Origin of the sequence: Corynebacterium sp. CMW7794 (assembly GCF_001563605.1) — a bacterium.
In the GTDB taxonomy this organism is placed as follows: Bacteria; Actinomycetota; Actinomycetes; order Mycobacteriales; family Mycobacteriaceae; genus Corynebacterium; species Corynebacterium phoceense.
The window spans coordinates 13,284-36,715 of sequence record NZ_KQ961739.1; the positions used below are offsets into that span (position 1 = coordinate 13,284).

At 64.0% G+C, this 23,432-nt stretch carries 23 protein-coding genes and 1 tRNA gene; 17 read left to right on the plus strand and 7 right to left on the minus strand.

What is annotated here, in order from left to right; genetic code table 11:
- Positions 1-51 precede the first annotated feature (51 nt).
- Both HMPREF3227_RS07240 and HMPREF3227_RS07245 read right to left on the minus strand, forming a co-directional pair.
- Complete coding sequence (locus HMPREF3227_RS07240) at positions 52-2,007, minus strand: ATP-dependent DNA helicase (RefSeq protein ID WP_066491489.1); 1,956 nt, start codon at positions 2,005-2,007, stop codon at positions 52-54.
- Between the two features lie 111 nt (positions 2,008-2,118).
- Positions 2,119-3,468: a nicotinate phosphoribosyltransferase gene (locus tag HMPREF3227_RS07245; RefSeq protein ID WP_066511751.1), complete on the minus strand. Its 1,350-nt coding sequence runs from the start codon at positions 3,466-3,468 to the stop codon at positions 2,119-2,121.
- A gap of 524 nt (positions 3,469-3,992) precedes the next feature.
- Between HMPREF3227_RS07245 and clpS the strand changes: the two genes are divergently transcribed.
- From clpS to rdgB, 8 genes are all read left to right on the plus strand, one after another.
- The gene (gene clpS, locus HMPREF3227_RS07250) at positions 3,993-4,316 is read left to right on the plus strand and encodes an ATP-dependent Clp protease adapter ClpS (protein WP_066491494.1); all 324 of its coding nucleotides are present in this window, start codon (positions 3,993-3,995) and stop codon (positions 4,314-4,316) included.
- A 19-nt stretch (positions 4,317-4,335) separates the two neighbouring features.
- Positions 4,336-4,872, plus strand: a complete 537-nt coding sequence (locus HMPREF3227_RS07255) for a DUF2017 domain-containing protein (protein ID WP_066491496.1) — start codon at positions 4,336-4,338, stop codon at positions 4,870-4,872.
- Positions 4,873-4,884: 12 nt separating this feature from the next.
- A complete protein-coding gene (locus HMPREF3227_RS07260; protein WP_066491503.1) occupies positions 4,885-5,889 on the plus strand; it encodes a P1 family peptidase in 1,005 nt (334 codons plus the stop codon).
- Between the two features lie 31 nt (positions 5,890-5,920).
- Positions 5,921-6,607, plus strand: coding sequence for a rhomboid family intramembrane serine protease (locus tag HMPREF3227_RS07265; protein WP_066491508.1), 687 nt, complete (start codon positions 5,921-5,923; stop codon positions 6,605-6,607).
- Positions 6,604-7,410, plus strand: a complete 807-nt coding sequence (gene murI / locus HMPREF3227_RS07270; RefSeq protein ID WP_066491510.1) for a glutamate racemase — start codon at positions 6,604-6,606, stop codon at positions 7,408-7,410. Before HMPREF3227_RS07265 ends, murI begins: the two co-directional genes overlap by 4 nt.
- A gap of 68 nt (positions 7,411-7,478) precedes the next feature.
- Positions 7,479-8,246, plus strand: coding sequence for an MBL fold metallo-hydrolase (locus HMPREF3227_RS07275; RefSeq protein WP_066491512.1), 768 nt, complete (start codon positions 7,479-7,481; stop codon positions 8,244-8,246).
- A 13-nt stretch (positions 8,247-8,259) separates the two neighbouring features.
- Entirely contained in the window at positions 8,260-8,991 is a 732-nt protein-coding gene (gene rph / locus HMPREF3227_RS07280; protein WP_066491519.1) for a ribonuclease PH, read from the plus strand.
- A gap of 14 nt (positions 8,992-9,005) precedes the next feature.
- Complete coding sequence (gene rdgB, locus HMPREF3227_RS07285) at positions 9,006-9,614, plus strand: RdgB/HAM1 family non-canonical purine NTP pyrophosphatase (protein ID WP_066511756.1); 609 nt, start codon at positions 9,006-9,008, stop codon at positions 9,612-9,614.
- Between the two features lie 45 nt (positions 9,615-9,659).
- Here rdgB and HMPREF3227_RS07290 read toward each other — a convergent pair whose 3' ends face one another.
- Both HMPREF3227_RS07290 and HMPREF3227_RS07295 read right to left on the minus strand, forming a co-directional pair.
- A complete protein-coding gene (locus tag HMPREF3227_RS07290) occupies positions 9,660-10,013 on the minus strand; it encodes a DUF3817 domain-containing protein (protein ID WP_066491524.1) in 354 nt (117 codons plus the stop codon).
- Positions 10,006-10,443 (minus strand): hypothetical protein, encoded by a 438-nt coding sequence (locus HMPREF3227_RS07295; protein WP_066491532.1) that lies wholly within the window; start codon positions 10,441-10,443, stop codon positions 10,006-10,008. Before HMPREF3227_RS07295 ends, HMPREF3227_RS07290 begins: the two co-directional genes overlap by 8 nt.
- An 89-nt stretch (positions 10,444-10,532) precedes the next feature.
- On the opposite strand from HMPREF3227_RS07295, the gene HMPREF3227_RS07300 reads away from it, so the two are divergent.
- Positions 10,533-10,614, plus strand: a tRNA-Leu gene (locus HMPREF3227_RS07300).
- Between the two features lie 154 nt (positions 10,615-10,768).
- Here HMPREF3227_RS07300 and HMPREF3227_RS07305 read toward each other — a convergent pair.
- The gene (locus HMPREF3227_RS07305; protein WP_066491534.1) at positions 10,769-12,712 is read right to left on the minus strand and encodes a solute carrier family 23 protein; all 1,944 of its coding nucleotides are present in this window, start codon (positions 12,710-12,712) and stop codon (positions 10,769-10,771) included.
- Positions 12,713-13,028: 316 nt separating this feature from the next.
- On the opposite strand from HMPREF3227_RS07305, the gene pflB reads away from it, so the two are divergent.
- The 5 genes from pflB to HMPREF3227_RS07330 all read left to right on the plus strand — a co-directional run bounded on the left by pflB (position 13,029) and on the right by HMPREF3227_RS07330 (position 18,918).
- The gene (pflB, locus tag HMPREF3227_RS07310; RefSeq protein ID WP_066491537.1) at positions 13,029-15,122 is read left to right on the plus strand and encodes a formate C-acetyltransferase; all 2,094 of its coding nucleotides are present in this window, start codon (positions 13,029-13,031) and stop codon (positions 15,120-15,122) included.
- Between the two features lie 11 nt (positions 15,123-15,133).
- Positions 15,134-15,451, plus strand: coding sequence for an autonomous glycyl radical cofactor GrcA2 (grcA2, locus tag HMPREF3227_RS07315; RefSeq protein WP_255356877.1), 318 nt, complete (start codon positions 15,134-15,136; stop codon positions 15,449-15,451).
- A gap of 82 nt (positions 15,452-15,533) precedes the next feature.
- A complete protein-coding gene (gene pflA, locus HMPREF3227_RS07320) occupies positions 15,534-16,403 on the plus strand; it encodes a pyruvate formate-lyase-activating protein (protein ID WP_066491552.1) in 870 nt (289 codons plus the stop codon).
- 10 nt (positions 16,404-16,413) lie between these two features.
- Positions 16,414-17,661 carry an alpha/beta fold hydrolase gene (locus HMPREF3227_RS07325; RefSeq protein ID WP_066491557.1) on the plus strand — a complete coding sequence of 416 codons (1,248 nt, stop codon included), beginning with the start codon at positions 16,414-16,416 and terminating at the stop codon, positions 17,659-17,661.
- Between the two features lie 183 nt (positions 17,662-17,844).
- Entirely contained in the window at positions 17,845-18,918 is a 1,074-nt protein-coding gene (locus HMPREF3227_RS07330; RefSeq protein ID WP_082723292.1) for an SPFH domain-containing protein, read from the plus strand.
- A 206-nt stretch (positions 18,919-19,124) separates the two neighbouring features.
- Here the strand turns inward: HMPREF3227_RS07330 and HMPREF3227_RS07335 are convergent, their stop codons facing one another.
- Positions 19,125-19,841, minus strand: coding sequence for an HNH endonuclease family protein (locus HMPREF3227_RS07335; RefSeq protein ID WP_066491565.1), 717 nt, complete (start codon positions 19,839-19,841; stop codon positions 19,125-19,127).
- A gap of 37 nt (positions 19,842-19,878) precedes the next feature.
- Between HMPREF3227_RS07335 and HMPREF3227_RS13300 the strand changes: the two genes are divergently transcribed.
- On the plus strand, positions 19,879-20,025 hold the full coding sequence (locus tag HMPREF3227_RS13300) for a hypothetical protein (RefSeq protein WP_154666922.1): 147 nt from the start codon (positions 19,879-19,881) through the stop codon (positions 20,023-20,025).
- On the opposite strand, the gene HMPREF3227_RS07340 is transcribed toward HMPREF3227_RS13300, so the two are convergent.
- The gene (locus HMPREF3227_RS07340) at positions 19,979-21,394 is read right to left on the minus strand and encodes a peptide MFS transporter (RefSeq protein WP_066491567.1); all 1,416 of its coding nucleotides are present in this window, start codon (positions 21,392-21,394) and stop codon (positions 19,979-19,981) included. The two genes, HMPREF3227_RS13300 and HMPREF3227_RS07340, sit on opposite strands and share 47 nt — an antisense overlap.
- Positions 21,395-21,439: 45 nt before the next feature.
- On the opposite strand from HMPREF3227_RS07340, the gene HMPREF3227_RS07345 reads away from it, so the two are divergent.
- Together HMPREF3227_RS07345 and bioD are read left to right on the plus strand one after the other, a co-directional pair.
- The gene (locus tag HMPREF3227_RS07345; RefSeq protein WP_066491569.1) at positions 21,440-22,711 is read left to right on the plus strand and encodes an adenosylmethionine--8-amino-7-oxononanoate transaminase; all 1,272 of its coding nucleotides are present in this window, start codon (positions 21,440-21,442) and stop codon (positions 22,709-22,711) included.
- 8 nt (positions 22,712-22,719) lie between these two features.
- Positions 22,720-23,400: a dethiobiotin synthase gene (gene bioD / locus HMPREF3227_RS07350; protein ID WP_066491572.1), complete on the plus strand. Its 681-nt coding sequence runs from the start codon at positions 22,720-22,722 to the stop codon at positions 23,398-23,400.
- Positions 23,401-23,432 lie beyond the last annotated feature (32 nt).

Genomic DNA, 23,432 nt, shown 5'->3' on the forward strand with positions numbered 1-23,432 from the left:
TCTGGACCTTCGTTGTTCCGAAATCCGGCGCGTAGCCGGTGCGAGCGCGTGCTAGAGCTGCTGCACGAGCCGTTTGAGTGCGCCGCGGACGGTCTCTGGGTTCGTGGTTTGCCAGAAGCGCGGCATCGAGGCCTTGAGGAAGCCGCCGTAGCGCTTGGTCTCCAAGCGTGGGTCGAGGACGGCGACGACGCCACGGTCGCCGACGTGGCGCAGCAGCCGGCCGGCGCCCTGCGCCATGAGGAGCGCTGCGTGCGTCGCCGAGACTTCCATGAAACCGTTGCGGCCCGCGGCCTTGGCGGCATCGGTGCGTGCCTGCATGAGGGGATCATCGGGGCGGGGGAACGGAATGCGGTCGATGAGGACGAGCGAGCAGGCCGGTCCGGGGACGTCGACGCCCTGCCACAGCGTGAGCGTGCCGAAGAGACAGGAATTCTCGTTCTTCGCGAATTTATCGACGAGCGCGCCGATCGTGTCGTCTCCTTGGACGTAGAGGTCGAAGGGGAGGCGGGCACGGAGGGCATCGGCAGCCTGATTCGCGGCGCGGCGGGATGAGAAGAGGCCGAGGGTGCGCCCGCCCGCGGCCATGATGAGCTCATAGATTTCCGCGAGGGTTTCCGGGGACAATCCGTCGCGGCCGGGCTGCGGCAGGTGTGCTGCGGTGTAGAGGATGCCGGACTTCGCGGGATCGAAGGGCGTGCCGGCGTCGAGCGAATCCCACGTGCCGGTGGGCAGGCCCCATTGTGTGGCCATGACGTCGAAGCGGCCGCCGAGGGCCAGCGTGGCTGAGGTGAGCACGACGGTCTGTTCGCCAAAGAGATTGGAGCGCAGCAGGTCCGCGACAGACAGCGGCGCGACCGCGAGGGTGGCGGGGCCCTCCCCATTGCGGCGCGAGAGCCACACGACGTCCTCGTGCTCAGCCGGGTTGCCTTGGGCAAAGACGGCGCGCATGCGGGCGACGGCCTCGGCGAGATCGGAGAGGTGATTGGTGAGGTTCTGGCGCTCCGCGAACTTCTCTGGGTCGTCCTTTTGTTCGCCTTCGGGCGCACGGGCGATCTTCTCACGCATGCGCCGAAGGGTGTCTTCCATACCGGTGAGGTGCTGGGAGACGGGCTCGGGCATGTCCGTCCAGCGGCCCTCAGGGCAATCCGCGGTGACGATGGTGAATTCCTCCGCGAGGTCCGTCAACCCGGAGTCCGAGGCGAGTGCCTTGACGCGGTTGCCCGCCATGGAGATAACGCGGGCGGTAATCTCCGCGGTCGTGACGGAGGTAATTCGGTCATCGAGTTCGTGCGCCTCGTCGATGACCACGGCATCGTGGTCGGGCAGGATATTTGCCTCGGAGAGCGCGTCGATGGCGAGCAGCGCGTGGTTAGTGACGATGACGTCTGCGTCCGCGGCCTCGCGGCGGGCGAGCTCTGCAAAGCAGTCCTCGCCGTGCGGGCAGCGCGAGGCCCCTAGGCATTCGCGGGAGGTGACGGAAAACGCCTTCCACACGTCGTCTGGGACGCCTGGCTCGAGGTCGTCACGGTCCCCCGTCTCCGTTTCCTGGGCCCATTCCGTGACGCGTTGGGCGGCGCGCTCGCGCCACGAGCCACCATCGAGCCCCGCGCCGTCATCGAGCATGGCTTCCGGCGACTCCGGCTGCGCCAGCTTATTGAGGCAGAGGTAGTTCGCGCGGCCTTTCATAATGGCGAAGGTGGGCTCGCGGTCCATCTCCTCGGCCAGCGCCTCGGTGAGCCGCGGGAGGTCGCGGTGGACGAGCTGGCGCTGCAGCGCGAGCGTCGCCGTCGAGACGATGACCGAGGTCTCCGCGCCTTGGGCATGACGCAGGGAGGGGACGAGGTAGGCCAGCGACTTACCCGTACCAGTGCCCGCCTGGACGGCGAGGTGGCGCTGGGTCTCGAAGGCCTTGGTCACGGCCTTGGCCATGCGGACTTGGCCTTCGCGGCGGGCACCACCCAAGGCGGCGACGGCGGACTCTAGAAGCTCTTCGGTCGATTTCTCCACCCGGCCAGTCTAGCCTGCTGCCCCAACGTGCTGAAGGCAGCTAAACATGCGGAAGGGCGACGAGGCGTGGACGCGTCAGGCGATCACCGTGCGGGAAAGAAAGCCGATGGACTACTTGGCTGGCGGGAAGCCCACCATGCGCGTTGACACCGGCACATCGCCCTTGGACAGCGCCAGGCCCTCCCACGGCAGGGTGCCGCGGATTTCAGCGAGGAAGGCTCGGGATTCCTCGAGCGTGGGCAGGCCCTCGACCACATGCCCGTCGCGCATGAGCGGCACGGTGAGTTCGCGCACCGTGAGGTGCGACGGAACTTCCGGCTGCTCCGCGTTGAAGGGGAAGACGATTTCCTCGAGCGCGACGCCAGTGGAGCGGTGCGTGCGAATGGCGCGCTTGGCTCCGCCTACGGAGCGCTTGGAGGAGGAACGCTTGGCCACGGGGTGGCCCTCGACCTCAACAACCTTGTAGACCATGGACGCGGTCGGCTCGCCGGAGCCGGTGACCACGGACGTGCCCACGCCGTAGCCGTCGACTGGGTCGCCGCGCAGACCCGCAATGGAGAACTCATCCAAGTCGGAGGAAACAACAATGCGCGTGTTGTGCGCGCCCAGGTCATCGAGTTGCTTGCGCACGCGGCGCGTCACGGCACCCAAGTCGCCGGAGTCGATGCGCACGCCGCCGAGTTCCGTGCCCGCGACCTTGATGGCCGTCTCCACGCCCTTCGTAATGTCGTAGGTGTCGACGAGCAGGGTGGTGTCCACGCCGTCCGTTTCAATCTGCGAACGGAAAGCGGCCTCCTCGTTCGGCGTGCCGTCATCGTTGACGTGGGCGAGCGTCCACGCATGCGCCGCCGTGCCAGAAGCCGGAATGCCGTAGCGGTACGCTGCCTCAAGGTTCGACGTGGAGGTAAAGCCCGCAAGGTACGCGGCGCGGGTCGCGGTGACCGCGGCGTACTCGTGCGTGCGGCGCGAGCCCATCTCGATGATCGGGCGGCCGTCTGCGGCCACCACCATGCGGGAGGCTGCCGATGCCACCGCAGAGTCCGCGTTCATGATGGACAGGATGACCGTTTCGAGGATGACGCATTCGCCAAACGTGCCGCGCACGGTCAGCAGCGGCGAATTAGGGAAGTAGAGCTCGCCTTCGCGGTAGCCGTCCACCTGGCCGGAGAAACGGTAATTACGCAGGTACTCAATCGTCTGCTCGTCGAGGAAGTCGAGGTCTGCAAGCTGGTCCTCGGTGAAGCGGAAGGACTCAATGGCTTTGAGCACGCGCGGGATGCCCGCGACCACGCCGTAACGGCGCTCGCCCGGCAAGCGGCGAGCGAAAACTTCGAAAGCTGCCTTACGGTGCGCGGTGCCGTCACGCAGCCCTGCCTGAAGCATGGTGAGCTCGTACTTATCGGTCAACAAGCCCGTCGAGCGGCTGCCAGGGGAGGAAACGGCGGAAGCAGAGTCATTCATGCCGCTCAATCATACGCGGCGCACGATATTTTGTGAGGTCTTTAACAAGCCCCAGTCCAGATCACCACGGCAACGCAGGGGGCTCGCGAACTTACTCCATCGTCACAACGGTGTCGACGTAGCCGCTGTTGTAGTCGTACGCTACGCCGATCGTGGTGAGCGAGGGGTTGAGCAGCATCTCACGTCGTCCATCGGTGGAATCACCCGCCGGGGTCGAGGAGCCGTCCTTCGCGGCACCGACGAAGATGAAGAGAGTGCCAATGAGGGCTGCGACCGTCCACGCAGTTGTGACCAGATTGACCAGACTCTACAGACTCAGATTGCCGTTGCGAAGCTCGGCACAGAGCTGGGGGACGTTGATGGGTTCGTTCACAGAGGGAGGGGAGAGAATGCAGCTCTCGAAATAGGAAATAAACAGTTTCTGAGATTAATTTACGCCCTTGGCAAGGCAATTGCGCTCTTTCTCACGCGCCGGTGGGGCGGACTGTGGTCGAAAGAGGGACAGATTGATTAGGCTAAGTACCATGAATCTCTCCCTTAACCCGACCCTCGGTTCGCCGATGGCCACCCCGGAGCTGGATGAAGACATTCAGATTGATGTCGCCACGAGCGAAAACCTGCCGTGGATGTGCATCGTGTGGGACGATCCGGTCAACCTCATGTCCTATGTCTCCTATGTCTTCCAGACCGTGCTGGGTTATGACAAGAAGCGCGCGAACGAGCTCATGATGCAGGTCCATACCGAAGGCAAGGCCGCAGTGAGCACGGGCGAGCGCGACAAGATTGAGGCCGACGTAAAGAAGCTGCAGATTGCTGGTCTGTGGGCCACCATGCAGCAGGCCGGCTAGAGCAGACAGGACTGAATACATGCAGGCATGGAAGAAGAAAAAGTCGCTCATGCGTCCGGCGCGGTACGTCACGCGCTTTGAACCCATCGAGCGCGAGGTCATAGGCGATCTCACGGCGACGGTCTCCGAGGCGATCATCAAGCGCGCCCAGTCCGCGCCCAAGGACGACTTGGCGGAGATGATGGGCATTGCCTCCGGCCATAAGGAGGCCCCCGAGGATCCGTCGCTCGCGCGTCTCTTCCCGGACTTTGAGAAGGAAGGAGACGAGGAATTCGAAGGCGATAATGCGCTGCTGCGATCACTCCACGAAAACGACATCGCGCGCGCAAAGCTACAGAACCTCCAGGTCATCAACGAGGCACTCGGCCCCACCGGTGGCGTCGAGGTTTCCATCGAAGAATCCGAGGCCCCCGCGTTTGTCGCAGGTCTGAACGACCTGCGCCTCTACGTTGCCGCGGGCGATATGCGCGGCGAGGGAGCCCTTGCGGATCAGGAAGCCATCATCGAGTGGCTCGCCTTTGCGCAGGATTCGCTGCTCCAGGCCATGATGAACTAGGCGGTCGGGCGCATGGTTTCCATCGGCCACGCCACGCTCGGAGACACGGGCGTCACCGTCCTCTACGCCGGCCCGCAGGGCGCCGTCGCGTCCGTCGATGTCCGCGGCGGCGGTCCCGGCACCCGTGAGACCGATCTTCTCGAGCCGCATAATACGGTAGAGCGCGTCCACGCCATTGTTCTCTCCGGTGGGTCCGCCTTTGGCCTCGCCGCGGCGGACGGCGCCATGCGCGAGCTCGCCACGCGCGACATTGGCTTCCCCGTCTTCGGCGAGGGCCGCCCCGGCCCGCGCGTGCCCATCATCCCCGCGGCCGTCATCTTCGACCTCATCGTCGGCGAGGTCCACTATCCCACCGCCTCCGATGGCGCCGCCGCCCTGCGTGCCGCGCTTTCCGATGCCGCCTTCGCACCACTGCTGGAGGTTTCCGGCACCGTCGGCGCCGGGACGGGCGCCACGGCTGGCCGCCTGCGCGGCGGCTTTGGCAGCGCGAGCGTCACCGCACATGCGCCGTCTCACAACTATCAGGTCACCGCTTATATGGTCGCGAACCCGGCGGGTGAGGTCGTCGACGCCGAGACCGGAGAGCTCTTCGGCGCCCGCGCTTACGAGCGCGCGACGGGGGAGAGCCTCGAGGCGCTCGACCCAGAGGCCTACGCCGCGGTGCCGGACCCCAAGCAGTCGAAGCTCAACACGACCATTGGCGTGGTCGTCACCGACGCCCCGGTGACCAAGGCCCAAGCCAAGCGCTTGGCGCTTACAGCGCACGACGGCATCGCCCGAGCCGTGCGTCCGGCGCACTCGCCGCTCGACGGTGACACCATCTTTGCCCTCTCTGCTCCCCCTGCCGACGCGACAGCGGCGGCACCGGCAGCGGCGGCAGGCGTGGACACGCCGACCATGATGGCGCTCGGCGTCGCAGCAGCTGACGCCGTCGAGGCCGCCATCGTCGACGCAGTCGTGCATGCCGCGCCGGGATTTGGGCTTGCGACGTACGCGACGCTGCCGAAACGCGCCTGATGTCGCCCGCCGCGCTAAAGTAGGTCGCATTATGACTTATGGCGGAATGCAGAATTACCAGTACCGGCCCGGCGGCGCGCCCGCCCCGCGCCGGAATTCTGGTGATTCGAAGAATTACACGCGCAGCGGACGCATCCGTGCAGGCCTGACGTTTGCTATTGGCTACCTCGTCATCGAGTGGGGCGTGCACATCATCAACGCCGTCATCTTCGGCGGACACCTGGGCTACTTCGGTATCCGCCCGCTCGACTTCTCCGGTATCTGGGGTATCTTCTTCGCGCCCTTCCTTCACGCCAACTTCGAGCACCTCATGGGTAATTCCATTCCGGGCGCCATCTTCTGTTTCATCGTGGGCTTGTCCGGCCGCCGCGCGTTCTGGGAAGTTTCCGCTATCGTTCTGCTCGTCGCTGGCGTGGGTACGTGGCTCTTTGGTGGGCCGGGTACCTTGCACATTGGCGCCTCGGGCATGGTCTACGGTTGGCTCGCGTACCTCATCGTGCGCGGTGTGTTTAACCGTTCGCTCGTGCAGTTCTTTACCGGCGTTGTGTTGGCCTTCGCCTACTCCGGTCTTATCTGGGGCGTGCTGCCTGTCTATGAGGGCGTGAGCTGGCAAGGCCACCTCTTCGGCGCCATCGGCGGCATTCTCGCCGGCATGACCATTACCTCCGACGATCCAGTCAGGGCTCTGTCCGGTTCGCGAAAGCAGGAACTGCGTTGAGTTCTCCTGCTGCAGACGCTCCCATCGGCGTCTTTGACTCTGGTCTGGGCGGGCTCACCGTGGCTCGCACGATCATGGACCAGCTGCCTCACGAGTCCATCCACTACATCGGCGATACTCTTCACGGTCCGTACGGCCCACGCTCCATTGCCGAGGTGCGCCAGTTCTCTCAGAACATTGCGGACGAGCTCGTGGAGCGCGGCTGCAAGATGATCGTCATCGCGTGTAATACGGCGACGGCGGCGTTCCTGCACGACGCGCGCGAGCGCTACGACGTCCCCGTTGTCGAGGTCATCCGCCCCGCCGTACGCCGTGCGATGGCGACAACCCGCAACGGCAAGGTGGGTGTGATTGGCACGCAAGGCACCGTCAACTCTGGCGCGTACCAGGACCTCTTCGCGGTCAATCCCGGCGTCCAGGCCTTCGCCACCGCGTGCCCGGACTTCGTGCCCTTCGTGGAGCGCGGCATTACCTCCGGCCGCCAGATTCTGGGCGTGGCGGAAAACTACCTCGCGCCGCTGCAGGCCGAGGGCGTCGACACGCTCGTACTCGGCTGCACACACTACCCGCTGCTTTCCGGTGTCATCCAACTTGCGATGGGGGACAACGTCACGCTCGTCTCCTCTGCAGAGGAAACCGCGAAAGACGTGCTCAAGGTGCTCACGGAGTCCGATATGCTGCGCGCCAACCCCGAGCCGCCCACCCGCGTCTTTGAGTCCACCGGTGCGCCGGAGCTCTTTGATAAACTCGCCGCGCGCTTCCTCGGCCGCGGCCCCGGTGAATTCAACCACATTCAGGGATAACCCAGAAGTTTCTCGCAATCGAGTGACGATTGCCTGACTTTTGGTTACTTTCGTGCAACGATGTACCCATGAAGTTGACCATCCTTGGTTGTTCCGGCTCTGTGCCCACGCCTGCTAATCCGGCGTCGGGCTACCTCGTGTCCTTCGATAACGCCCCGTCCATCGTCATGGACATGGGCCCGGGGACGCTCGCACAGCTGCAGAAACACCAGGATCCGTGTGACGCTCACGTGACCTTTAGCCACCTCCATGCTGACCACTGCATGGATTTCCCGTCACTCATGGTCTGGCGTCGCTTCCATCCCACGGCCCCGGCCGCCGCGCGCAACCTGTGCTTCGGCCCGGCCGCCACTCCGGTGCACCTCGGCCGCCTGTCCGCAGACGTGCCGGATGAGGTCGACGATTTCTCGGATACCTTCGCTTTCGACAACTGGCGCCAGGGCGAACGCCAGCTCGTCGACGAGGTCTACATGACGCCGTACCGCACCATCCACCCCACTGAGACGTTCGCACTGCGCGTGGAGCACGCGAAGTCGGGCCGCGTTATCGCATACTCCGGCGACTCCGCATTTACCGAGGACCTCATTCCGGCCGCCCAGGATGCGGATATCTTCCTCTGCGAGGCGGGCTGGGGCGAAACCTCGGAGGGCAAGGCGCCGAATATGCACATGTCTGGTGGCGAGGCAGGGCGTCTCGCGACACTCGCCGGTGTGAAGAAGCTCGTGCTCGTCCACCTCCAGCCGTGGGGCGACCGCGAAGCCACCGTGGCCGCGGCCCGCGCCGAGTTCGATGGAGAGATCGTCGTTGGTGCTCCCGACATGGAGTTTGAGCTCTAGTACGCTAGAGCCCATGTCTGATTTCATTCGCTTCGATGGCCGCGCGCTCGATGAGCTGCGCCCTGTTCGCATCACCCGCAATTTCACGACCAACCCGGCAGGCTCCGTCCTCGTCGAGTTCGGCAACACCCGCGTCATGTGCACCGCGTCCGTCGAGTATGGCGTCCCGCGCTTTAAGAAGGACTCCGGCGAGGGCTGGCTTACTGCCGAGTACTCCATGCTTCCGTCCGCAACGCACGAGCGCATGCCGCGCGAGTCCATGAAGGGCAAGGTCAAGGGCCGCACGCATGAAATCTCCCGTCTCGTCGGCCGCTCCCTGCGCGCCGCCGTGGACCTGCGCGAGCTGGGGGAGAACACCATTCAGCTCGACTGCGACGTCCTCCAGGCCGATGGCGGCACCCGTACCGCCTCCATCACCGGCGCCTATGTCGCGCTGGCTGATGCTGTCGCACACCTCAAGGAAGCTGGCGTCGTCCCTGGCGAGCCGCTGCTCGACCCCATCGCTGCGGTCTCCGTGGGCATCATTGACGGTCGCCCGTCACTCGACCTGCCCTACGAGGAGGACTCCCGCGCCGAGGTCGACCTCAACGTCGTCATGGCCTCCTCCGGCAATTTCGTGGAGATCCAGGGCACCGGCGAGCACGGACTTTTCGGCCGCGCTGAGCTGAACCAGATGCTCGATCTCGCGGAGAAGGGCTGCTACGAGCTTATTGAGGCCCAAAAGGCAGCGCTCGGCTGGAACTAGGACTGGGACTTCACATGCAGATTCTCGTCGCATCGAATAACAAGAAGAAGCTGGGCGAGCTCGAGACCATCCTCGCCGAGGCTGGCATCGCCGGCGTCGAACTCCTCCCGCTGTCCGCGGTGGAGGCGTACGAGGAGCCGGTTGAGGACGGTCGAACCTTCGCCGACAATGCGCTCATCAAGGCACGCGCCGGCGTCGCCCATACGGGCTTGGCCACCATTGCGGATGACTCCGGCATCGCCGTCGAAGAGCTCAACGGCATGCCGGGAGTGCTCTCCGCGCGCTGGTCCGGCACCCACGGCAACGACGAGGCGAATAACGACCTTCTGCTCGCACAGATGGAGCACGTGCCGGATGAGCGCCGCGCCGCCGCCTTCGTGTCCACGTGCGCGCTCGTCACGCCGGATGGTCAGGAATTCCTCGCCGAAGGTCGCTGGCCGGGCATGCTCCTGCGCGAGCGCCACGGCGAAAATGGCTTCGGCTACGACCCACTCTTCCAGCCGGAAGGGGAGGAGTGCTCCTCGGCCGAGATGACCCCTGCCGAAAAGAACGCTGTCTCGCACCGCCATCGCGCGCTCGAGCAGCTCGTGCCCCACATCGCGGAGCTCGCCAAGTCCGCATAAAAAATCGCCGATCCCGCGTGGGGACCGGCGATTTTTGTATGCATCTTAGAGGTTGAACGCTGCGATGACTTCCTTGCGGCGCTTGGCTTCCATGAAGAAGGAGAAGAAAGGCACAACGCCGGCGAGGGCGGTGCCGAGCATCTTCGGGAAAGGCCACAGTGCCTTGGTGCCCAGGTTGAGCACGGAGAGCAGGTAGCCGACGTAGACCCAGCCGTGGGCGATAGCGATCCACGTGGCCCACTCCGGGATGTCGAGCTTCAGAATGTACTGGCACACCATGCGGACAACGAGGGCGAGCAGGAAGACACCGGTGACCCAGGCGAAGACGGAGAAGATGTTCAGGGCGGTCTTCACGCGTGCCTGGCGTTCGGGGTGGTGCTGCGCGGGCTGGTTAGTCATTGCTTTCACTTTCGTTGCGGGTTGAAGGGCGCTCACGGCGCTGGACATTCAAGGCGTTAAATTCCTCGACGTCCATCTGGGGACGGGAGGGCAAAAAGTCCTCGTCGATGGCGGTCATCGTATGCTTTGGCGCTTCGCGCTCGGAGACATACTGGTAGTCCTCGTCGCCGTCGGCGGCCGCCGCGTTCTCGGCGTCGATGCGCTCGTTTTCATACTTGAGCGCTGTGCGGTAGGCGTAGACCACGAAGACGGCGAACAGCGGCCACTGGAAGGCATAGCCCAGGTTCTGGAACGTGCCGGAGCCGGACTGAAAACGCGTCCACTGCCACCACGCGAGGAACAAGAACGTCACCACGAAGAACGCGATCAAGAGGATGTGCCACCATTTGACCTTGATCTTTTGACGTTTACGCGGTTCCTTGCTGCTCACTCGTCATAGCCTACCCACCCCGTGCCCCAATTTTCTAACCCCGCGCATTAACTCCCCGCCCAGTCCACTTGCTAAGCTTTATCCCGCACGCGCCCGTGGCGGAATTGGCAGACGCGCTAGATTTAGGTTCTAGTGTCTTAGGACGTGGGAGTTCGATTCTCCCCGGGCGCACAATAAAAGGGCCGGCCTCGTATCGAACGAGGCCGGCCCTTCGCGCGTTTGCGGCCAGCTTTGGTTTTATGGCGGTTGGTGGTGCGGTACGCGCTGCGAAACGCCATAAACCCAAAGCCAGGCTCGCGGGGCGCGGATGGCGAGCTCGGTGCTGCTAGTCGATTTCCGTGAACTTGCGGTCCCACGCCGAGCGCACCGGGTTGGCGTCGGCGAGCAGCAGGTCGAAGCGGTCGTTGGCGATTTCTACGATTTCGCTCAGCGCCACGCGGCGTTCCTGTTCTTCGGAGTTGGCGAGGCGGCGCACGCCCGCGTCGAGGACGCGCTCGACCGTGTCGGTGGTGTCGAGATACGCCACGAAGGGCAGCCCAAAGCGCGAGCGATAGGCGGCGGAGAGCTCTTGCAACTTCTCCGATTGGGCATCGTCAAGCTCGGCCAAGCCAATGGAGCCGCGGTCGGCCGTGGCGACGTCCTGCGGGCGTAGAAGGAGGTCGTCCATGGCGGGGTAATCGTGGATGAGGGCCTCGCGGCGCTCCGAAGGAGCGGTGAGCACCGCGACCTGGATGGCCGCGCGCAGCTCGTTGATGTCGGCGAAGGGGCGGGCTTCCCAGGCGGTCTCCAGCGGCCACGTCTCGTTGTTGAAGAGGGGACGCAGGGCTGCGACGAAATCGTCGCGTTCCATGTTGTTGAGCTCGTCGAGGGACACGCCGGTGCCCGTCGCGCGCGAGACATCGGCGCCGGACTGGCGGCCGAGGTGGAAGAAGAGGAGATTGAGCACGATGGCCGTGAGCGCGCCGATGGACATGCCGGAGGAGACGAAGGTCTGTGCCCAGTTCGGGAAGGCGGCCGCGATATCCGGTTTGAAGGTCACGAGCATGGCCAGGCCGAGGGCAGTGGTGACGATGGCGGCGTTGCGGCCGTCAGAGAGGTCCGACTTGGCGATGGTCTGCAGGCCGACCCAGGCGACGTTGGCGAACAGCGCGAGCGAGGCGCCACCGAGGACCGGCGAGGGGATGGCGGCGACGATGGCGCCGGCCTTGGGAAGCAAGCCGAGGAGAATCATGAAGCCTGCGGCGGCGACGGCCACCCAGCGCGACTTGACGCCAGTAAGCCGCACGAGGCCGACGTTTTGGGCGAAGCAGGTGTACGGGAAAGAGTTCATGACACCGCCGAGGACGGTGGATACGCCGTCAGCCCGGATGGCGCGCACGACGTCGTCGCGGCGAATGCGTTTCTTGACGATTTCGCCGGTGGCGAAGACGTCGCCAGTGGTCTCGACCATGGTGATGATCATGACGATGATGAGGGAGAAGATGGCGACGAGGTCGAACTTCGGAATGCCGAAGTAGAAGGGCGTGGTGATGCCAAACGCGTCGGCGGTGGCGACCTCGGCAAAGGAGGCATCACCCAGCGCGAGAGCGACGGCAGTGCCGAGCACGAGGCCGATGAGGACAGAGAGCGTACCCAGGAAGCCGCGGAAGAAGCGCTGGACAAGGACGATGACGGCGAGGGTGCCGAAGCCGTAGAGGAGGTCGCGGGTGGCCGGCACGCCTTCCGCGTAGTTGATGAAGTCGTTGGCGGAGACCGCGAGCAGCGATGTGCCCATGACGAGGAGCACCGTGCCGGTGACGATAGACGGGAAGAAGCGCAGCACCTTGCCAAAGACAGGAGCGGCGAAGAAGGTGAACAGACCCGCGACGATGATGGCGCCATAGATGGTGGGCAGGGAGGCGGTGCCGCCTTCCCCGTTCGTCGCGCCCAGGCCAATGGCGATGATGGGGGAGACCGCCGTGGTGGTCACGCCTTGGATGATGGGCAGACGCACACCCACGTGCTTGCCGATGCCCGCCGATTGGATAAGGGTCGCCAGACCACAGGTGAGCAGGTCAGCGTTGATGAGGTGGATGGTCGTCGCGGTGTCGAGATTGAGCGAGCCCGCAATGAGGAGAGGAACGATGACGGCGCCGGCGTAGAACGCGAGGACGTGCTGGAGGCCGAGCGCGGCGAGCTTGGGCGCAGGAGGGACGGCATCGACAGCGTTGGTGGGACGGGAAGTCACAGTGTTCGCCGTGTCTGGGGGAGGAAGCGGAGAAGAAGTCATGCGAATAAAAGTAGCCGGTGCGCAGTGCGGAAGCCTAGTCGCGTGACGTGAGCGAAGTCTGAACATACCAATCTGAACCGCTTCAGCACCGGGGGCGATGGGGGTAATTTGCCCCCGATAGATACGGAACGGCCGTTTTATATGAATTCGCTGAGCAGTAAGTACGGAAAAACTTGTGGTATTGGTCTCTTTGTGACCCAGGACTGAGGTAGGAAACAAGCAGGTGCACGGGTAAATTCGAGCGTGTCAGGGCACTGCCGGTTGAAGTAAAACGGCGAGCCCTTAAAAACGTCGAAACAGAAGGGAGTCACGCCTCGTGACCACCGCAACCGAGCCGCTGCAGTTTACCGCCTGGGAAGGTTTCAACCCGGGACCGTGGACCGAAGGAATCGACGTCCGCGACTTCGTGCAGCGCAACTACACTCCGTACGATGGCGACGCTTCGTTCCTCGAAGGCCCCACCGAGAAGACCATGCGTACCTTCGATTACTTGGAGAAGAACTACCTCTCCATCGAGCGCAAGAAGCGCATCTTTGATGTCGATACCCACACCGCCAGCGATATTGACGCTTTCCCGGCTGGCTACATCTGTGAAGACGACAACGTCATCGTCGGTCTGCAGACGGATACGCCGCTCAAGCGCGCCATGATGCCGTTCGGCGGCTGGCGCATGGTCGAGCAGGCCATCAAGGAAGCCGGCAAGGAATACGACCCGGCCGTGAAGGAAATCTTCACGCGCTACCGCAAGACCCACAACGACGCAGTCTTCGATATCTACACCCCGCGCATTCGTGCCGCTCGTTCCTCGCACATCATCACCGGCCTGCCGGACGCCTACGGCCGCGGCCGCATCATCGGTGACTACCGCCGCGTCGCCCTCTACGGCGTCGACTACCTCATCGAGGAAAAGCAGCGTTCCAAGGACGCCGTGGCAGACCTGGGCTTCTCTGAGCACTGGGCACGCTACCGTGAGGAGCACGCAGAGCAGATCAAGGCTCTGAAGAAGCTGAAGAAGATGGCTGAGTCCTACGGCTTCGATATCTCCGGCCCGGCTTCCACCGCTCATGAGGCTGTTCAGTGGACCTACTTCGGCTACCTGGCCTCCATTAAGTCCCAGGACGGCGCTGCCATGTCCATCGGCCGCCTGTCTGCATTCTTCGACTCCTACTTCGAGCGCGACTTCGCTCGTGGCATCCTTACCGAGTCTGAGGCTCAGGAGATCATCGACTCCCTCGTCATGAAGCTGCGCATCGTTCGCTTCCTGCGTACCGAGGATTACGACCAGATCTTCTCGGGCGACCCGTACTGGGCAACCTGGTCTGACGCCGGCTTCGGCGACGACGGCCGCCACATGGTCACCAAGACCTCCTTCCGCCTCCTGCAGACTCTGGTCAACCTGGGCCCGTCCCCAGAGCCGAACATCACCATCTTCTGGGACCCGAAGCTGCCTGAGGGCTACAAGAAGTTCTGTGCTCATATCTCGATTGAGACCTCGTCCATCCAGTACGAGTCCGACCGCCAGATTCGTGAGCAGTGGGGCGACGACGCCGCCATCGCGTGCTGCGTGTCCCCGATGCGCGTTGGTAAGCAGATGCAGTTCTTCGGCGCTCGCGTCAACGCTGCAAAGTCCCTCCTCTACGCCATCAACGGTGGCCGCGACGAGGTCACGGGCAAGCAGATCATGACCGGCTACGAGCCCATCCAAGGCGACGGCCCGCTCGACTTCGAAGAGGTCTGGGCAAAGTACGAGGACATGCTCGACTGGGTCATCGGCACCTACGTTGAGGCCCTCAACATCATCCACTACTCGCACGATAAGTACGCGTACGAAGCAGTCGAGATGGCTCTGCACGACTCGGACATCGTCCGCTCCATGGGCTGCGGCATCGCCGGTCTGTCCATCGTGGCCGACTCCCTCTCCGCCATCAAGTACGCCAAGGTCTACCCGGTCCGCGACGAGACCGGCCTGGTTGTCGACTACCGCACCGAGGGCGAGTTCCCGTTCTACGGCAACGACGATGACCGCGCGGATGACATCGCCGCCACCGTGGTCCACACCGTGATGGACAAGATTAAGGCCATCCCGATGTACCGCAACGCCATCCCGACCCAGTCCGTCCTGACCATTACCTCCAACGTGGTCTACGGCAAGGCCACCGGTTCCTTCCCGTCCGGCCACAAGGCTGGTACCCCGTTCGCGCCGGGCGCTAACCCGGAGAACGGTGCCGACTCCCACGGCATGGTCGCCTCCATGCTGTCCGTGGGCAAGCTGGACTACCAGGACGCACTGGACGGCATCTCGCTCACCAACACGATTACCCCGACCGGCCTGGGCCGCACGCCTGAGGAGCGCATCACCAACCTGGTGGGCGTCCTGGACTCCGGCTTCATTATGGACAACGCGGAGTAGTCCGAACCCCCATCCTTGCCGCGGCCAGCTCGGCCGCGGCACCCCAACCACTCACCACATTTCAGGAGACATACACAATGGCAACCCACACCTTCGAAGAGCGCCTGGCCGACATGAAGGCAAAGCGCGACGAGCACAACATGAACTCGGGTCTGTACCATGCCAACATCAACGTGCTGGACAAGTCCACCCTCGAGGATGCTGTGGAGCACCCGGAGAAGTACCCGAACCTCACCGTTCGCGTCTCTGGCTACGCCGTGAACTTCGTCAAGCTCACCCGCGAGCAGCAGCTGGATGTTATCTCGCGTACCTTCCACCAGGGCAGCTAGTAACACTCACTTATCCAGTAGCGGTCGTCGGCTCCCACGGAGCCTGCGGCCGCATTGGACTATTCGCAAGGAGCATTGAGCAATGGCAGATGGCGTAACCGGCGTCGTTCACCTCGAGCCGGAAGTCGGCGAGAAAGTCCGCGGCGTCGCGGGCGGCCTCGGCTCTGATAATCACTTGGACGAAATCACGCGCCCGGAGCTTATGGAAGCCCGTCGCACCGGCGATATCGCACTCATTCACTCGTGGGAGCTCGTCACGGCCGTCGACGGCCCTGGCACGCGCATGACCATGTTCATGTCCGGCTGCCCTCTGCGCTGCCTGTATTGCCACAACCCCGACACCATGGAGATGAAGACTGGCACTCTGGAGACCATCGAAGACGTGGTCAAGCGCATCAAGCGCTACAAGCCCATATTCAACGCCTCCGGCGGTGGACTTACCATCTCCGGCGGCGAGCCGCTGTTCCAGATTGCCTTTACCCGCCGCGTGCTCAAGGAAGTCCACGACGCTGGCATTCACACCGCGATCGATACCTCCGGTTTCTTCGGCGCGCGCCTGCGCGACGAGGATATCGACAATATCGATCTCTTCCTCCTCGATGTGAAGGCGGGCGACGAGGAGACCTACAAGTTGGTCACCGCCCGCGAGCTGCAGCCCACCATCGACTTCGGTGACAAGCTGCACCGCATGGGCAAGAAGGTATGGATCCGCTTCGTCGTCGTACCGGGTCTCACTGACTTCCCGGAGAACGTCGCCAACGTCGCGAATATCGTGGCCCGCTGGAAGGGCAACGTCGAGCGCGTCGAGGTGCTGCCGTTCCACAACATGGGCAAGGACAAGTGGCACGAGTTGGGCATGGACTACAAGCTCGAGGACGTTAAACCGCCCGCAGTCGACGAGATGGAGAAGATCCGCGACGTCTTCCGCGAGAAGGGTTTCACGGTCTACTAGCCTGGAGCGCATGAAGCGCTTTGGCCACGAATTCAAAGAACATCACGTCACGGTCCCGTGGGATTACTCCAATCCCGATAGCGGGACCTTTGACGTTTTCGCCCGCGAGATCATCCCGCCCGGCGGCGAGAATTATCCCGCGCTCGTCTACATGCAGGGCGGCCCCGGCTTTCCGGCCGAGCGCCCCGCCGCCGGTCTCGGCGGGCTGCTCAAGGCGGGGCTCACGCGCTACCGCTGGATTTTGCTCGACCAGCGCGGCACCGGCCGCTCGCATCGCATTGATGAGCTTTCCGATGCCGCCGACTTCGACAAGCTTCATCTCCTGCGCCAAGACAACATCGTGCGCGACGCCGAGCGCGTCCGCGAGCACCTGGGCTTGAAGAAGTGGTCGCTCTACGGTCAGTCCTTCGGCGGTTTTATCATCACCGCCTACCTGTCCATGTTCCCCGAATCCATTGAGCGCGCCTTCCTCACCGGAGGCCTGCCCACCACGCGCCTGGGCGCCGACGACCTGTACCGCGCGACGTATACGAAGCTGCGTGCCCGCGAGAGTCAGTTCTTCCGCGAAATTCCTTGGGCGCAGCAGCGCATCGAGGAGATTATCGACCACCTCGACAACCACGAGGAGACTGTGCCCACGGGCGAGCGCCTGTCCTCCCGTCGCTTCCGCACCATCGGCATTGAGCTCGGCCGCGGCGCCGGCTTCGATACGCTTGCGTTCCTCCTCGAGGAGCCTTTCCGCACCGTGCGTGGGGAGAAGCGCCTGCGTTCGGATTTCCTGCAGGACGTCGGCCAGCGCGTGACCTTTCAAGGTGGCCCGCTCTACGCAGCCATCCACGAGTCCATCTACGGCGGCGTCGTCGACTCCGCGCCCACGAACTGGGCGGCGCACCGCGTCCGCGAGGAATTCGACGAGTTCGCCGAAGACGGCACGTGGCTCACCGGCGAGCACATTTACCCCTGGCAGTTCGACGAGGATCCTGCGCTACGCCCGCTTAAGGCTGCTGCAGAAAAGCTCGCCCAGCACCCGTGGGAGTCCAGCCCCTACGACCTAGAGGTCCTCAAGGACGCGCCCGCCATTGCTGCGGCGGCCGTCTACCTCGACGACATCTTCGTGCCCTTCGAGGAATCGATGCACACCGCACACCTCTACCGCGACCTGCGCCCGCACGTGACGAATAAATACCAGCACAACGGTGTCCGCGTCGACGGCGAGGCCATTTTCACCGAGCTCTTGCGGCTGGCGGACGACCACTAAAGATGCGCATTTTTATCGGCTACATATTATAAATCTGCGAGTTTATCGACCGTAGTCGATAAAACTGCGAGCCAGATTCCGCAGAATCGTCACTGAGTTGTTACGTCTTCCAGACGATCATGAGGCCCAAAGTTATGGCACCCTATGTAGTGACAACCCCTCTCACTACGAAGGAGCTCTTTCATGTTCGGTGCCATTGTCGGAGTGATCTTTGCTCTGATCATCATCGCCACCATTCTCGACGGCTTCGTGGTCGTGCGCACGCGCGAGGCCGCCATCATCGAGCGCCTGGGTAAGTTCCAGCGCGTCGCCCACGCGGGTCTCAATTTTAAGATTCCCTACATCGACCGCGTCCGCGACAAGATCAACTTGAAGGTCCGCCAGCTTGATGTCATGGTGGAGACGAAGACGCAGGACAACGTCTTTGTCCAGATCCCCGTCGCCGTCCAGTACCAGGTCGTCGAGGGCCGCGAGCGCGAAGCGTACTACATGCTCTCCAACCACGAGCAGCAGATCATCGCCTACGTCCAGGACAACGTCCGTTCCTCCGTCGCGAACATGGGGCTTGACGAGTCCTTCTCGTCCAAGGACACCATTGCCCGCAATGTCGCGGTCTCCCTGCGCGACAATATGGCGGCCTACGGCTGGAACTTCGTCAACACCCTGGTCACCGATATCCGCCCGGACGCCCGCGTCCGTGAGTCTATGAACTCCATCAACGCCGCGCAGCGCGAGCGCGAGGCCGCCATTGCTCAGGCAGAAGCCGAGAAGATTCGCGTCGTCAAGGAAGCTGAAGGTGCTGCCGAGGCCCGCAAGCTCCAGGGCCGCGGTGTCGCGGAGCAGCGCAAGGAGATCGTCGAAGGTATTGCTGCCCAGTACGAGCTGCTGCGCGCCGCCGGCGTCGAGGAGAACCCAGAGACCCTCATGCTCGTCTCGCAGTACCTCGACGCGATGGTCGACGTTGCGGACCGCTCCCACACGAACGTCCTGTACATGCCGTCCAACCCGGGCGGTATGACGGAGCTCTTCAGCGGCATGCGCGACGTCCTGCTCTCCACCAATGCGCTCACCCAGGCCGAGCAGGCTGCCGATGCCCCCACCCCCTCGCCGCGCCCCAAGCGCTCGGCGAAGCCCCAGGCACCGTCCCAGCCGCAAACCGCACACGAGGTCTACGGCGCCCAGTCTGGCCCTGCATCGGGTTCTGAGCTCGAGGGCCCCTACGCTGAAATCAAGCGCCAGATCGAGGGCAACATGTAGCTCTCAGGTTGTCTCGCCGAGGCTTCCCTGGTTCGGTGAGGCACCGCGTCATTCCTCCATCCCCGCGTCCAACTCGCTTGGGTGCGGTGGGTGGAGGGATTTTTTATGCGGCTGTGAGGGCGAGGCGTCCGGTGAGCGCCGAAATCGTGGGGCGCTCGCGGGGCGTCCAATGGGGGAGCGCAGGGCCGAAGCTCATCTACGAATGCTTACGGGCAGTGTGCGAGTTGGCGGGCGAGCGCGTCGTGTTCGGCCTGCGTGACCCATAATCCGTAGGCGGACTTCACGTCGATGATGCGCTGTGCGTAGTCGCAGCGGAACGCCTTATTGGGCGGCAACCACGTTGCGGCGTCGCCCGCGCCCTTCTGCTGGTTGAGGCGTCCGTCCACGGCGAGTAGGTTGCGCGGGTCGTTGGCGAAGTTGCGGCGCTGCTCTGGCGTCCAGGCCTGCGCGCCTTTCTGCCACGCATCCGCGAGCGGGACGACGTGGTCGATCTGTACTGCCGAGGACGTGGATTTTCCGCGTTGGAATGCGATGTCCGTGCCCGAGTACGGGTCGTGCAATGTGCCGGAGAGCACCACGCACCCGTGCGTATTGTCTTTAATGACAACATTTGTGAGGTCGCGGCGCAGGATGTCGTTGCGGGTATCGCAGCCGTTATGGCCGAACTCGACGGTGACATCGTCCGACCAGCGCTGACCGAACTGCTCGCGTTCGTAGCCGGTCTTCGGCGCGCGACCCTTGACGGTCAGTGCGTCGAGACTGGCGAGTTCGACGGTGGTGTCGGTGGCGGCAGTGGTGTCTTTGGTCTCGGCGGCAGAACCAGAGCTAGAGCCGGGCAGCTCCGGCGTGGGCGCGTGATAGAACTGCGTCACCGCAATGAGAACGGCGGTGAGCGCGGCGACGACGTAGGGGGACTTGGACATGACCCAGATATCCTAACGCGCGGTAGGATCACGAGCCATGAGCATCGATAAGTTATTCGACGACTACCTCGCGGAGCAGGGCCTTGAGCGCCGAGTCGACGAGGGCTTGGACTACGACGTGCCGGTCGATGAGGCGCTTAGCTGCGTGCGCGAGGGGCTAGCGCCACAGCCAGACCAAGAATGACGGGTACGGCGCCCACGGCCACGATGTACGCCGTCTCATGGTCGAGCGAATAGAACGTGGAGATCGTTCCGGTAAGAGCGGTGCCGATGGCCATCGTGAGGAAGTAGAGGGCTGAGAAGCGCGTTGCGAAGGCGCGCGGGGCGTGCGCCGCTGAGGCTGCCATGCCTACCGGTCCGATGAGCATCTCGCCCAGGCTCATCGTGGCGATGCACCCGGCGAGTGCGATAAACGGCGCGGTGCCGCCGCCCGAGTAGGGCAGCAGCAGGAACATTCCGGCGCCGGCGAGCGCAAGCCCGCCGCCCATGAGCACGCGACGGGCGGGCATGCGGTAGCGCGCCATGATGGCCGCAAGGGGCAGCGTGAATACCAAAATGTAGAACGGGTTGAGCGACTGCGTCCATGCGGCCGGGATCTCAAAGGAACCGATGGTGCGGTCGAGACGCTCGCGCGAATAGACAGCGAGCACGCCGTAGATCTGCGACTGCAGCGCCCAGTAGACCGTGGAGCACGCGAAGAGCGGAATGAAGGCAAGGACGCGGCGGCGCTCGGGCGCGTCAACCTGCGGGGAGCGCAGCATCTGCATGAAAAGCGCGAGTGCTGTGCCCGCCGTGAGAATGAGCAGCGTGAGTGCCAAGCGCGAGGGAGGTAGGAGCGCGATGGCACCGAGGACAAGGGCTGCGACAGCAACGATAGCCAGCACTGCGCGGCGCGGCGCGATGGGCGAGGTGGGGGCGAGGATAAAGGGGGCATCGGCAAGCGAGGCGAGCGCGCGGCGGCGCAGGGAGAGATAAAAGACGCAGCCGATGGCCATGAGTCCGGCCGCCGCGGCAAAACCTGCGTGGTATCCGTGGTACTCGGCGAGCCAGCCGGTGAGCAGGGGGCCTAGGAGCGCGCCGACGTTGATGCCGAGATAGAAGATCTGGAATGCGCCATCGCGCTTGCCTGCCTCAGGCGGGAACGCGGCGCCGAGGATAGTAATCGCTGCGGTTTTGAGCAGACCCGAGCCCAGCGCGAGGGGGAGGAGCCCCGCGATGAGTCCGGCGTAACCGGGCACGAGGGAGAGCGAAAGATGCCCGGCCATGAGGAGGGCTGCGCCGGTAAGCAGGGTTTTCTCCGCGCCGAGGAGGCGGTCTGCTACCCAGCCGCCGGCGTAGGTGCACAGGTAGAGCGCGGAACCGTAGGCGCCGACGAGCGCGGTGGCCTGCGCTTGATCCATGCCCAGGCCGCCCTCGGCGGCGGTGGAATAGAGGTAGTAGGCGAGCAGTGCCTGCATGCCGTAGAAGCTGAAACGTTCCCAGGCTTCCACACCGGCGATGGCGGGCAAAGTAAGCGGAATACGCGTTCTTGAACGCCGTTCAATTATGGTCATGGATATTGAGTATGCACCATTCGGGCGTGTGGTAGACCTATTTTTATGAAAAACTTGAACAGTGTTCAATTTGTCCTTGACGTGGACTCTAAACATATGTGGCACCCCTACGCCGTGCCTGGTGCGCCGGCTCTGCCCGTCGCGCGCACCGAAGGCGTGTACCTGGAACTCATGAATGGGCGGCGGCTCATCGATGCCATGAGCTCGTGGTGGGCCGCGGCCCACGGGCATTCGCATCCGCGGCTCGTTGCGGCGGCGAAAGGCCAGATTGACCGGATGAGCCATGTCATGTTCGGAGGGCTCACGCACGAGCCCGCGGCACGGTTGACGGAGAACCTCATGCAGCTCACGCGCGGGGACTTCGCGCAGGTCTTTTACTCGGACTCCGGCTCGGTGGGCGTGGAGGTCGCGCTCAAGATGGCGCTGCAGTATGCGCGCGGCATGGGACATCCGGAGCGCACACAGTTCTTGACATGGCGCTCGGGCTACCACGGCGACACCTTCGGCGCGATGAGTGTGTGCGACCCGGAAGGCGGCATGCATGCGATGTGGGAGGGCATCCTCGCCCGTCAGATTTTTGCGCCAGCGCCGCCCGTGCGGGGTGCCTCGGCCGAGGAGCGCGCCGCGTACCTGCGGGAGTTCGAGTCCTTTATTGATGAGTCGATCGCAGCCGTCATTATCGAGCCTGTCGTGCAGGGCGCGGGCGGCATGCGCTTTCACGACCACGAGCTCGTCGCGGGAGTGAGGGAAATCTGCGACCGGCGGGGGATTGTGCTCATCGCCGATGAAATCGCTACCGGTTTCGGGCGCGCTGGTGACCTTTTTACCACCCAAACGGCCGGTATCGTGCCCGATATTTTATGCCTGGGCAAGGCGCTCACAGGCGGGTTCATGACGCTTGCAGCGACGCTGGCCACCGCGAAGGTAGCCGAGGGTATGGCGCCGCGCGCGCTCATGCATGGGCCGACGTTTATGGCGAATCCGCTCGCGTGTGCTGTGGCGGCCGAAGCGACGCAGATGATCCTCGACGGCGACTGGCGTACGCAGGTTTCCGCCGTGGAGGAGGGGCTGCGCTGTGGGTTGCAGGATGCGTGGGAGATCCCCGGCGTCGCGGACGTGCGGGTGCTCGGCGCCATCGGGGTGATCGAGATGGACCGCGACGTCGACATGACACGCGCGACTGCGGCCACGGTGAACGAAGGTGTGTGGCTGCGCCCCTTTGGCCGGCTCATCTACGCCATGCCGCCATTTATCGCGACGTCCGAAGAAGTCCAGGCCATCTGCCGCGGCATGTGTGCCGCGGCGCGGAACTACTAGGAGAAGACATGATTATCTGCGTAACCGGCACGAATACGGACGTCGGGAAAACCATCGCCACGGCGGCGTTGGCGAGTGTTGCGGCGGGCGACGGTGTTGACGTCGTTGTGGCCAAGCCCATCCAGACCGGCGAGCCCGACAGACAGGGGGATGCGAACACCGTTGCCCGGCTCACAGGGCTCGAGACCAAAGAGTTCGTGCGCTACCCCGAGCCGCTCGCGCCGAACCTCTCCGCGCGCCGGGCGGGCATGGCCGAGCCGGACCGGGCGGAGCTCGTTGCCTGGATTCAGGGGCTCGATGCGCCGGGTCGTCTCGTCCTCGTCGAGGGCGCTGGCGGTCTGCTCGTGCGCCTGGGCGATGAGCTCACCCTCGCCGATATCGCGGCTGACCTGGGCGCGCCGCTCGTCGTCGTGACGTCGATGGGGTTGGGCAGCCTCAATGCGGCGGAGCTTACCGTCGAGGCGGCCCGCCGCCGCGGACTAACGGTGAAAGGCCTGGTGGGCGGCTCGCTGCCGGAGGAGCTGGACCTCGCCACGCGCTTGAATCTTGAGGAGATGGAGCAGGTGACGGGGGAGGAGTTCTGGGGCGCGTTGCCTGGGGGCATCGGAAAGCTGGGGAAGGGGGAATTCGCGGCGGTGGCGCGGGAGGTTTTTCCGCGTGTCACCCAAAAGATGATGGATCCCTCATGATTTTGTGGCATGCTTAGTCATTGAATTTGTAT

What these genes read in the sequence shown, in the direction of transcription:
- HMPREF3227_RS07290 (WP_066491524.1), bottom strand. Translation starts at nt 10,013, where the DNA reads ATGACTAACCAGCCCGCGCAGCACCACCCCGAACGCCAGGCACGCGTG.
- HMPREF3227_RS07260 (WP_066491503.1), top strand. Translation starts at nt 4,885, where the DNA reads ATGGTTTCCATCGGCCACGCCACGCTCGGAGACACGGGCGTCACCGTC.
- HMPREF3227_RS07255 (WP_066491496.1), top strand. Translation starts at nt 4,336, where the DNA reads ATGCAGGCATGGAAGAAGAAAAAGTCGCTCATGCGTCCGGCGCGGTAC.
- rdgB (WP_066511756.1), top strand. Translation starts at nt 9,006, where the DNA reads ATGCAGATTCTCGTCGCATCGAATAACAAGAAGAAGCTGGGCGAGCTC.
- HMPREF3227_RS07340 (WP_066491567.1), bottom strand. Translation starts at nt 21,394, where the DNA reads ATGACCATAATTGAACGGCGTTCAAGAACGCGTATTCCGCTTACTTTG.
- HMPREF3227_RS07265 (WP_066491508.1), top strand. Translation starts at nt 5,921, where the DNA reads ATGACTTATGGCGGAATGCAGAATTACCAGTACCGGCCCGGCGGCGCG.
- HMPREF3227_RS07335 (WP_066491565.1), bottom strand. Translation starts at nt 19,841, where the DNA reads ATGTCCAAGTCCCCCTACGTCGTCGCCGCGCTCACCGCCGTTCTCATT.
- HMPREF3227_RS07275 (WP_066491512.1), top strand. Translation starts at nt 7,479, where the DNA reads ATGAAGTTGACCATCCTTGGTTGTTCCGGCTCTGTGCCCACGCCTGCT.
- HMPREF3227_RS07245 (WP_066511751.1), bottom strand. Translation starts at nt 3,468, where the DNA reads ATGAATGACTCTGCTTCCGCCGTTTCCTCCCCTGGCAGCCGCTCGACG.
- HMPREF3227_RS07345 (WP_066491569.1), top strand. Translation starts at nt 21,440, where the DNA reads ATGAAAAACTTGAACAGTGTTCAATTTGTCCTTGACGTGGACTCTAAA.
- clpS (WP_066491494.1), top strand. Translation starts at nt 3,993, where the DNA reads ATGAATCTCTCCCTTAACCCGACCCTCGGTTCGCCGATGGCCACCCCG.
- pflA (WP_066491552.1), top strand. Translation starts at nt 15,534, where the DNA reads ATGGCAGATGGCGTAACCGGCGTCGTTCACCTCGAGCCGGAAGTCGGC.
- rph (WP_066491519.1), top strand. Translation starts at nt 8,260, where the DNA reads ATGTCTGATTTCATTCGCTTCGATGGCCGCGCGCTCGATGAGCTGCGC.
- HMPREF3227_RS07325 (WP_066491557.1), top strand. Translation starts at nt 16,414, where the DNA reads ATGAAGCGCTTTGGCCACGAATTCAAAGAACATCACGTCACGGTCCCG.
- HMPREF3227_RS07330 (WP_082723292.1), top strand. Translation starts at nt 17,845, where the DNA reads ATGTTCGGTGCCATTGTCGGAGTGATCTTTGCTCTGATCATCATCGCC.
- HMPREF3227_RS13300 (WP_154666922.1), top strand. Translation starts at nt 19,879, where the DNA reads ATGAGCATCGATAAGTTATTCGACGACTACCTCGCGGAGCAGGGCCTT.
- HMPREF3227_RS07305 (WP_066491534.1), bottom strand. Translation starts at nt 12,712, where the DNA reads ATGACTTCTTCTCCGCTTCCTCCCCCAGACACGGCGAACACTGTGACT.
- bioD (WP_066491572.1), top strand. Translation starts at nt 22,720, where the DNA reads ATGATTATCTGCGTAACCGGCACGAATACGGACGTCGGGAAAACCATC.